This is a genomic window from Citrobacter sp. CK180, from assembly GCF_030333655.1.
Taxonomy (GTDB): Bacteria; Pseudomonadota; Gammaproteobacteria; order Enterobacterales; family Enterobacteriaceae; genus Citrobacter_B; species Citrobacter_B koseri.
The window spans coordinates 285,762-295,380 of record NZ_JAOWFM010000044.1 but is presented as its reverse complement, the minus strand read 5'-3'; the positions used below and the strand labels follow the sequence as shown (position 1 = coordinate 295,380).

7 protein-coding genes and 1 rRNA gene are annotated in these 9,619 nt (G+C 52.4%); 1 reads left to right on the top strand and 7 read right to left on the bottom strand.

What is annotated here, in order from left to right:
- Positions 1-82, top strand: a 5S ribosomal RNA gene (gene rrf / locus OGV50_RS23650); the annotation flags it as partial.
- Between the two features lie 130 nt (positions 83-212).
- Here the strand turns inward: rrf and OGV50_RS10360 are convergent.
- The 7 genes from OGV50_RS10360 to OGV50_RS10330 form a co-directional block, all read right to left on the bottom strand.
- Complete coding sequence (locus OGV50_RS10360) at positions 213-971, bottom strand: amino acid ABC transporter ATP-binding protein (protein WP_012135408.1); 759 nt, start codon at positions 969-971, stop codon at positions 213-215.
- A gap of 7 nt (positions 972-978) precedes the next feature.
- Positions 979-2,082, bottom strand: coding sequence for an amino acid ABC transporter permease (locus tag OGV50_RS10355; RefSeq protein ID WP_024130997.1), 1,104 nt, complete (start codon positions 2,080-2,082; stop codon positions 979-981).
- Between the two features lie 9 nt (positions 2,083-2,091).
- Positions 2,092-3,273, bottom strand: a complete 1,182-nt coding sequence (locus OGV50_RS10350; RefSeq protein ID WP_049010077.1) for an amino acid ABC transporter permease — start codon at positions 3,271-3,273, stop codon at positions 2,092-2,094.
- Between the two features lie 69 nt (positions 3,274-3,342).
- The gene (locus OGV50_RS10345; protein ID WP_012135405.1) at positions 3,343-4,368 is read right to left on the bottom strand and encodes an amino acid ABC transporter substrate-binding protein; all 1,026 of its coding nucleotides are present in this window, start codon (positions 4,366-4,368) and stop codon (positions 3,343-3,345) included.
- A 433-nt stretch (positions 4,369-4,801) separates the two neighbouring features.
- Positions 4,802-5,023, bottom strand: coding sequence for a putative periplasmic lipoprotein (locus tag OGV50_RS10340; RefSeq protein ID WP_012135403.1), 222 nt, complete (start codon positions 5,021-5,023; stop codon positions 4,802-4,804).
- Positions 5,024-5,292: 269 nt separating this feature from the next.
- Positions 5,293-8,406: an efflux RND transporter permease subunit gene (locus OGV50_RS10335; RefSeq protein WP_200092971.1), complete on the bottom strand. Its 3,114-nt coding sequence runs from the start codon at positions 8,404-8,406 to the stop codon at positions 5,293-5,295.
- A gap of 11 nt (positions 8,407-8,417) precedes the next feature.
- A complete protein-coding gene (locus OGV50_RS10330; RefSeq protein WP_047460889.1) occupies positions 8,418-9,575 on the bottom strand; it encodes an efflux RND transporter periplasmic adaptor subunit in 1,158 nt (385 codons plus the stop codon).
- Positions 9,576-9,619 lie beyond the last annotated feature (44 nt).

The window sequence follows — 9,619 nt, the reverse complement described above, 5'->3', positions numbered from 1 at the left end:
CCATGCCGAACTCAGAAGTGAAACGCCGTAGCGCCGATGGTAGTGTGGGGTCTCCCCATGCGAGAGTAGGGAACTGCCAGACATCAAATCAAGCGAAGGGCCCGGTCGAAAGACCGGGCCTTTTTGCGTTTACGCGCCCTGAGAACTGCCGGATGGCGGCGGTGCCTTATCCGGCTCAGGTTCCACCTGATAAGCGCAGTGCCACCAGGCAGTTAGTGAATGACTTGCGACAAGAACGCCCGGGTACGCTCTGATTTAGGATGGGCAAAGAACTCTTCCGGTGGCGCCTGCTCAACAATTTCACCACGATCCATAAAGATCACCCTGTCTGCTACCGTTCGGGCAAAGCCCATTTCGTGGGTGACGCAAAGCATTGTCATCCCGGACTGTGCCAGACCAATCATGGTATCCAGCACCTCTTTCACCATCTCAGGATCCAGCGCGGAAGTCGGCTCATCAAACAGCATAATTTTGGGCTTCATGCATAGCGAACGTGCAATAGCCACGCGCTGCTGTTGCCCGCCGGAAATCTGCCCTGGAAACTTATGGGCGTGCTCAGCGATGCGCACACGTTCCAGGTAATGCATCGCCAGTGCTTCAGCTTCTTTCTTTGGCATCTTCCGCACCCAAATCGGCGCCAGAGTACAGTTTTGCAGTACCGTCAGATGTGGGAAGAGGTTGAAGTGCTGGAACACCATACCGACTTCCTGTCTTACCCGCTCGATATTGCGAATGTCTTCATTGAGTTCAATACCGTCTACCACAATACGCCCTTGTTGATGTTCCTCCAGATGATTAATACAGCGAATGGTCGTGGATTTACCCGAGCCGGAAGGGCCACACAGCACGATACGCTCCCCCTGTTTCACGTTCAGATTAATGTCTTTCAGAACATGAAACTGACCGTACCATTTATTGACGTTTTCCAGCGTGATCATCGCGTCGGCAGGTTGAATTAATAATTGGCTCATAAAATCCTCAGTGCGGCGTACGCCCGGTGTTAAAACGTTTCTCCAGATGCTGGCTGTAACGCGACATGCTGAAGCAGAAAATCCAGTAAATCAGTGCGGCAAAAACATACCCTTCGGTCGACATCCCCAGCCATGCAGGGTCAACAGTCGCCTGCTGAACGCTACTGAAAAGGTCAAATAAACCGATAATGATCACCAGGCTGGTATCTTTAAACAGGGCGATAATGGTGTTCACCAGACCCGGAATCACCAGCTTCAACGCCTGGGGTAGAATGACCAGTCCCTGGGTTTTCCAGTACCCGAGCGCCAGAGATTCCGCGGCCTCATACTGCCCTTTCGGTAATGCCTGTAACCCTCCGCGTACGACCTCCGCGACGTAGGCAGACTGAAAAAGGATCACCCCGACCAGCGCCCGGATAAGTTTGTCGATACTGGTTCCTTCCGACATAAACAGCGGCAGCATGACCGAAGACATAAACAGCACGGTGATTAACGGTACGCCTCGCCAGAACTCGATAAAGATAACGGAGAGCATCCGAACGATCGGCATATGAGAGCGACGGCCCAGCGCCAGCAAAATTCCCAGAGGAAGGGCACCCGCAATACCGACGGAAGCGATGATCAACGTGAGTGTTAATCCTCCCCATTGCCGCGTTTCTACCCGCTCCAGCCCGAAGAAACCGCCATACATCAGCCACCAGACAACAATGGGATAGATAACCGCCCATGCGGCGATATAGCGCCCGCGACGGGGCATTGCTTTCCAGAACATCGGCACAATGGAGGCCAGACCAACGAGTAATGCCAGGTTGATGCGCCAGCGTTGGTCATGTGGATAAAGCCCATACATAAACTGACCAAAACGTTCGTGGATAAATACCCAGCATGCACCCGCCTTCGTGCAATCAGCACGCGTCGAACCCACCCAGTTAGCCTGTAGAAACGCCCAGTTCAGCAAGGGGGGAATGAGTATCCACATGAGCCACAGACAAAAAAGGGTTAGCAGGCTATTGGACCAACTGGAAAAGAGATTTTTACGTACCCACAAAATTATGCGACCTGCGCCGTTATTGGCCGGGCGCATGGGATGAGACAGAAGAGCTTTTGTCATCATGGTTCCTTAGCGCTCAATCAGGGCGATACGGCGGTTATAAATATTCATCAGCAGGGAAATACTGAGGCTGATGATCAGATAAACCGACATGGTGATGGCGATGGTTTCAATGGCCTGACCCGTCTGGTTCAGTACCGTTCCGGCAAACAGGGAAACCATATCCGGGTAGCCGATAGCGGCAGCAAGCGATGAGTTCTTCACGATATTCAGATACTGGCTGGTCAATGGAGGAATGATCACGCGCAGTGCCTGGGGAATGATGACCTGACGCAGAGTTACCGGATTAGGGAGGCCCAGTGAACGCGCGGCTTCATGCTGGCCGTGGGGAACCGCCTGGATACCGGAACGGATGATCTCAGCAATAAATGCCGAGGTGTATACCGAAAGCGCCAGCGTCAACGCAGCCAGTTCTGGAATTAATGCCATCCCTCCCCGGAAGTTAAACCCGCGTAACTCGGGCACATCCCAGTGCAGCGCCGCGCCAAATAGCCACTGAGCGACAGCCGGCAATAGTACGATAAGCGCCAACGCCGTAGGCCATGTTCGGCGCAATTGCCCCGTCTTAATCTGGTGCGTTTTATTGAAGCGAAAGAGTCCAGTGGAGATGACGATCGCCAGAAGGATTGCCATGCAAAAAGCGATAACTCCTTCACCCAGCTGTGGTGCCGGAATATAGAGTCCCCGATTACTCAGAAAAACCAAATCCAGCGCGCTGACCGCCTGCCGTGGCCCGGGTAAATTACGCAGGACGGCAAAGTACCAGAAGAAGATTTGCAGCAATGGCGGAATATTGCGAAAGGTTTCGATGTAAATGGTCGATAACTTACGCAATAACCAGTTATCCGACAGGCGTGCAAGGCCGAGGAAAAAACCTAAAAATGACGCAAAAACAATACACAGTGCGGAGACCAACAGGGTATTGAGCAAGCCGACCAGAAAGACGCGACCGTATGTATCCCCTTGCTCGTAGTCGATCAGGTGCTGAACAATACCAAACCCGGCGCTGCGATCGAGAAACGCGAATCCTGAGGTAATCCCCCGGCTGCTCAGATTGTTAATCGTATTATGAATTAAATAGACCGCAACACTGACAACCGCAATAACGGCGAGTATTTGAAATAACCAGGCGCGGACCGCAGGGTTAGAAAAGGAGAGCATTCCTTTCACGGTTGAGCGGCGATGGGACATAAGAAAACCTCGGTAACCATAACTCTGGGCTGAGCGCCGCAGGTGCGGCGCCCGTTACATCACAACGGCTTAGCGTACGGGTGGTGCGTACTGAATGCCGCCGTTATTCCAGAGATTGTTCTGGCCTCGTTTGATCTTCAGCGGGCTTTCCGATCCCACGTTACGTTCAAAGATCTCCGCGTAGTTACCAACCTGTTTAATGATGTTGTAGGCCCATTTGTTATCCAGTTTCAGATCCTTACCGTAATCCCCTTCTTTGCCCAACAAATGCGCCATGTCCGGTGTTGCCGGATTCGCCGCTTTCTCATCTACGTTCTGCGAGTTAATCCCCATTTCTTCAGCATTCAGCATAGCGAACAGCGTCCAGCGGACGACAGAGAACCACTCATCATCACCACGGCGCACAACGGGCCCCAGAGGCTCTTTTGAGATGACTTCAGGCAAGACGATCCATTCGGCAGGGTCGCTCAGCTTGATTCGCAGGGCATATAACTGAGACTGGTCAGAAGCCAGCGTGTCGCAGCGGCCCGATTCCAGCGCTTTGGCTGACTCATCAGAGCGATCAAAAGTGACCGGGGTGTATTTCATTTTGTTGGCTTTAAAGTAATCGGCCACGTTCAGTTCGGTATCCGTGCCAGCCTGTATACAGACGGTGGCGCCGTCCAGCTCTTTAGCGCTTTTTAACCCCGCTTTGTTATGCGTCAGGAAACCAATCCCGTCGTAATACGTCACGCCAGTGAATGACATGCCCATACCTGCGTCGCGTGAAGAGGTCCAGGTTGTATTACGGGATAACAGATCGACTTCGCCGGATTGCAAGGCGGTGAAGCGCTCCTTTGCAGTGAGTGGGGTATATTTTACTTTTGTATCATCGCCAAAGACGGCTGCGGCAACGCCACGACAAACATCGACGTCAATACCCGTGAATTTACCGCTTGCATCTGCATAAGAAAAACCAGGCAGGCCGTCACTGATCCCACATTGTACGAATCCTTTTTTCTTTACGGCATCCAGTGTTGCGCCAGCATGCGCCTGATTTGCAACAGCAAGCAGCACGCCGACCGCAGCCAGGCTGGCTATCATCATCTTTTTCATAATGCATCCTGTGTGGAGAAATTATCGTTATAGAGAGACGTTCTGGAACGTCTTTACCTGTCTGTGGCTTTGGCCATACTCTTTTAAGCAAAGGTAGTGCCAGGTTTTGCGAACGAATGCTCGACGCAATATGCAGAGTGTAGACAGGAAAAAATAAATGCAGCGCCCTGAAATGGTGCGAAAATGAAACGTAAGCCACATTTTGGAGCAAAATATTTAAATTTACGGGCGCTGTGCGGAATAACGATTTCGCCCGTTAATATCGGCAGGATAAGTATGATAAATGCAGTTTCACTAAGACAGAATAATGAAAAACGCCAATCTTATAGAGTAGATATGTGAGAGAAATCTATAATTGATGATTAATAATAAATCGATTGTCCAGAGCTTTGTCTTATATTAAAAGCGCGGGTTGCCGCGCTTTTAATAAAACCTATTTCGTCAGGGCAACAATCCCCAGCGTCAGTCCTGCGACAGCGGCTGCGCCACCGGCAATCGCCCCCGCTGTTTCCCAGTTATCCTGCGTGGTGCCCTTCATACAGGTATTGGTATGAACCAGACGACCCTGGTCGTCATAAACCGGAACGCAAGGAGAGTCATGCGCACACCCCGCCAGCAAGGTTGTGAGCAATGCAACAGGAATTAATCTTTTCATGGTGTTACCTCAAAAATAAACGTTTCGCTACATCCAGCAAAGTCGAATGCTCCGCTAGCTGCGAACCCGGCGCTATTTTATCACGCCTTAAAAGGGCACCCGCATGTGGAATAATTTCAATTCATGTGGATTGTAAAAATAATGGAGAAAAGGATGGCTAAGCGGTGCATGTCTGGTAAATAGCAGGGAAAATAAATGACTATCTTTTTAATACATAAATGGATAATTATTTTGGAAAAAGGCGCCCGAAGGCGCCGTAATTTTAGTGGTTAATCATGATGCCGGTTAAAACGACGTCTCACGACCACAAAGAAGACCGGAACGAAGAAGATTGCCAGCAATGTCGCCGTCAGCATTCCTCCCATAACCCCTGTTCCCACCGCATTTTGTGCGCCACTGCCTGCGCCATGACTGATAACCAGCGGCATAACGCCGAGGATGAACGCCAGAGATGTCATCAGGATTGGGCGTAAACGCATACGCGACGCTTCAAGCGTTGCCTCAATCAACCCTCGTCCCTCTTTCTCCATCAGATCCTTGGCAAACTCCACAATCAGGATGGCGTTTTTAGCAGAAAGACCAATGGTTGTGAGCAGGCCAACCTGGAAGTAAACGTCGTTATTCAGTCCGCGAAGCGAGGCGGCCAGCAATGCGCCGACCACGCCGAGCGGTACGACGAGCATAACGGAGAACGGAATGGACCAGCTTTCATACAATGCAGCCAGGCAAAGGAAGACCACAATCAGTGAGATTGCATACAACGCCGGAGCCTGGTTGCCGGAGAGGCGCTCCTGATACGACATGCCTGTCCAGTCATGACCAATACCGTTCGGTAATTTTTCTGCCAGGCTTTCCATTAATGCCATCGCTTCCCCGGTACTTCTGCCGGGTGCCGCTTCACCCAACAGCTCCATTGAAGGCATACCGTTGTAGCGTTCCAGACGTGGTGAGCCGTAAATCCACCGTGCCGAACTGAAGGTGGAGAACGGAACCATTTCACCGTTTGCACTACGGACATACAGATTGTTGATGTCACCGGGCAACATGCGGAACGGCGCATCCGCCTGGACATAGACTTTCTTCACTCGTCCATGATCGATGAAATCATTCACGTACGTGCCGCCAAGCGCGGTGGAAATCGTCTGGTTGATGTCTGACAGGCTGACTCCCAGAGCCTGTGCTTTTTCCTGATCGACATCCAGCTTGAACTGTGGCGTATCTTCCAGTCCGTTAGGGCGTACGCGAACCAGCAGGTCGGGATGCTCTTTTATCATACCCAGCAACTGGTTCCGGGCTTTGGTGAGCTCCGTGTGGCCCAGGTTCGCCTGATCGATCAGTTCAAAGTCAAACCCCGTTGCCGTACCCAGCTCAATAATCGCGGGCAGGTTGAACGGGAAGACAAGACCATCCTTTATCTGGCTGAATGCCCTGGTTGCGCGGGCAACGATCGCTTCTACGCCATTTTCTTCGCCGGGGCGTTCTTCCCAGGGCTTCAGGCTAATAAAGACGATACCGGAGTTCTGCCCCTGTCCGCTAAAGCTAAAACCATTCACGGTAAAGACGGATTCAACGTTGGCTTTTTCCTGGTTCAGATAGTAGTTCTGAATCTGATCCAGCACCTGCTGCGTACGCGTCTGCGTCGCGCCAGCAGGTAACTGCACCATCGTCATGAATACGCCCTGATCTTCTTCTGGCAGGAAGGAGGTGGGTAAGCGCAGGAACAAAATGGCCATGCCGCCGACGATAAGGACATACAGCAGCAAATAACGCCCGGTCTTACGCAAAATACCGCTGACGCTGTTACTGTAATGCCCGACGCTTTTCTCAAACAGCGTGTTAAACCACCCGAAGAAGCCACCTTTCTTTTCATGGTGATCGGCAGACGCAGGTTTAAGCAGCGTGGCGCAAAGCGCAGGCGTCAGGATGAGCGCAACCAGTACAGAAAGCGCCATTGCAGAAACGATAGTCAGCGAGAACTGGCGGTAAATTGCGCCGGTTGAGCCACCAAAGAAGGCCATCGGCACAAATACGGCGGAAAGCACCATCGCGATCCCCACCAGCGCGCCCTGAATCTGCGACATTGATTTCTGGGTCGCTTCTTTGGGCGGTAGCTTTTCTTCCACCATCACGCGTTCGACGTTTTCCACGACGACGATAGCGTCATCGACCAGCAAGCCGATGGCGAGCACCATCCCGAACATTGTTAACGTATTAATAGAGAAACCGAACGCCGCCAGGATGGCGAATGTACCCAGCAGTACAACCGGCACCGCAATGGTCGGTATCAACGTCGCGCGTATGTTTTGCAGGAAAAGATACATGACCAGGAAAACGAGGATGATCGCTTCAAACAGCGTTTTCACCACTTCATGAATCGATATTTTCACAAACGGCGTGGTGTCATACGGGTAGACCACTTTCAACCCTTGCGGGAAGAAGGGCTGTAGTTCCGCAAGCTTCGCTTTAATGGCCGCTGCCGTATCCAGCGCGTTCGCGCCGGTTGCCAGCTTAATACCCAGGCCTGTCGCCGCCTGGCCATTAATCTTCGTCACCATGTTGTAGTTTTCGCCGCCCAGTTCGATGCGGGCCACATCTTTAAGATGGACCATCGAACCATCCTGATTCACTTTCAGCGTGATGCGGCCAAACTCTTCAGGCGTTTTCAGGCGTGTTTGCGCGATGATAGAGGCGTTAAGCTGCTGGCCCGGGATGGAAGGCGTCCCGCCCAGTTGGCCTGCGGCAATCTGGTTGTTCTGCGTTTTCAACTGGTTAATAACATCTAACGGCGTCAGTTGGTATTTGTTTAACGCATTGCTGTCGAGCCAGATACGCATCGCGTACTGCGCGCCAAACAGTTGGACGTCGCCGACGCCGGATGTCCGGCTGATGGTATCTTTAACGTTAGACGCCACATAATCGGAAATATCATCCTGCGTCAGGTTCTTATTGTCGGAAACAAAACCGGCCACCAGAAGGAAGCTACTGCTTGATTTCTCGACGCTGATACCTTGCTGCTGTACTTCCTGCGGCAACAAAGGCATGGCCAGTTGCAGTTTATTTTGTACCTGAACCTGTGCGATATCCGGGTCGGTGCCGGACTGGAACGTCAACGTAATAGTTACGCTACCGGACGAGTCGCTGGTGGACGACATATACATCAGGTTATCGATACCGTTCATATTCTGTTCGATAACCTGCGTTACGGTATCCTGCACCGTTTGCGCGTCCGCTCCCGGGTAGGTTGCGGAAATCGCAACGGCGGGCGGCGCGATGGTCGGGTACTGCGCAACGGGCAGCTGCATGATCGCCAGGGTGCCAGCCATCATGAGAATGATGGCCAGAACCCAGGCAAAAATCGGGCGATTAATAAAAAAGTTTGCCATGTCCGGTTACCTTATTGCGCTGCATTCGCCGCAGGGGCATCGGTGGTGGCTTTAACCTGTTCGCCAGGGCGGGCTTTCTGCAAGCCGCTGACGATAACTTTGTCGCCCGGTTGCAACCCTTTGCTGATTAACCATTTATCGCCGATCGCCTGAGTAGCGATAACGTCGCGCGCTTCAACCTGATCCTTATCATTGACGATCATCACCATCGCATCGCCACGCGGCGTACGCGTTACGCCCTGCTGTGGAACGAGAATGGCATTGGGCTGAATGCCTTCATCAATTCGCGCGCGGACAAACATACCGGGAAGCAGGGTGTGCTGAGGATTGGGGAAAACAGCCCGAAGGGTGATAGAACCGGTACTTTCATCTACCGTAACGTCGGAAAATTGCAGCGTGCCTTTCAGCGGGTACGCCTGACCATTTTCCATTACCAACTCGACGTTGCTGCGGGTGTTGTCTTTGTGCAGGCTACCCTGCTCGACGGACTGCCTGAGACGCATAAAATCGCTGCTGGACTGCGTCACATCAACGTAAATAGGATCAAGCTGTTGCACGGTCGCCAGTTCGGTTGCCTGACCATTGGTCACCAGCGCGCCTTCGGTGACACTGGATTTACCAATGCGGCCGCTGATCGGTGAAGTCACTTTGGTGTAGGCGAGGTTGATGCGCGCGCTTTCTACTGCGGCTTTTGCGGCGATAACGGCGGCATCGGCCTGACGAGCATCGGCGATGGCCTGGTCGTACTCTTGTTGGCTAATGTATTTTGTGCCAACCAGCGGAACGTAGCGTTTAACCGTTAAGTGTGCAATGGCGGCGGCAGCTTCGCTTTTTGCCAGCTCGCCTTTGGCGCTGTCGTAATCAGCCTGATAAGTCGCCGGGTCAATCTGATAAAGCGACTGGCCTGCTTCGATATCGCTACCTTCGGTGAAATTCCTTTTCAGTACAATGCCGCTGACCTGAGGCCGGACTTCCGCAATACGAAATGGCGTCGTGCGCCCCGGCAGCTCGGTCGTCACCGCTAAGGGAGCAGATTCGACTACGTGGACGGTGACTTGCGGCTCAGCAGGGTGAGCTTGCGTATCTCCCTGATCGTTACAACCGGCGAGTAACGCTGCGGAGATTATGATGAATGAGGGCAGGAGTGCAAACCTGGCATGTTTCGTCATTACTGTTCCTTAGAAAACCGAAGCTCGTTATTTACCGGATAACG